We start from the raw sequence: 234 nt of genomic DNA on the forward strand, positions 1-234 counted from the left end.
GGTTTATTGCGCTATACCGATCCCAGACGCTTTGGTGCCATTTTATGGTTAGGCGAAGCACCACAAGAATGTCCTTTATTAAGCATACTAGGTCCAGAACCATTGTCCGAGGAGTTCACGGCAGAAATGCTTTATGAGCAAGCTAAAAATAGAAAAATACCGGTTAAGCAATTTATTATGGAACAAAAAGTGGTGACTGGTGTAGGTAATATTTACGCAACGGAAGCCTTATTT

General features: G+C 40.6%; 1 pseudogene. It reads left to right on the forward strand.

Annotation, left to right across the window (positions count from 1 at the left end):
• Window positions 1–234: pseudogene (locus tag AAEY78_RS15065) on the forward strand (DNA-formamidopyrimidine glycosylase); the annotation flags it as partial.

Source organism: Psychrobacter sp. 16-MNA-CIBAN-0192 (assembly GCF_040309565.1).
GTDB lineage: Bacteria > Pseudomonadota > Gammaproteobacteria > Pseudomonadales > Moraxellaceae > Psychrobacter.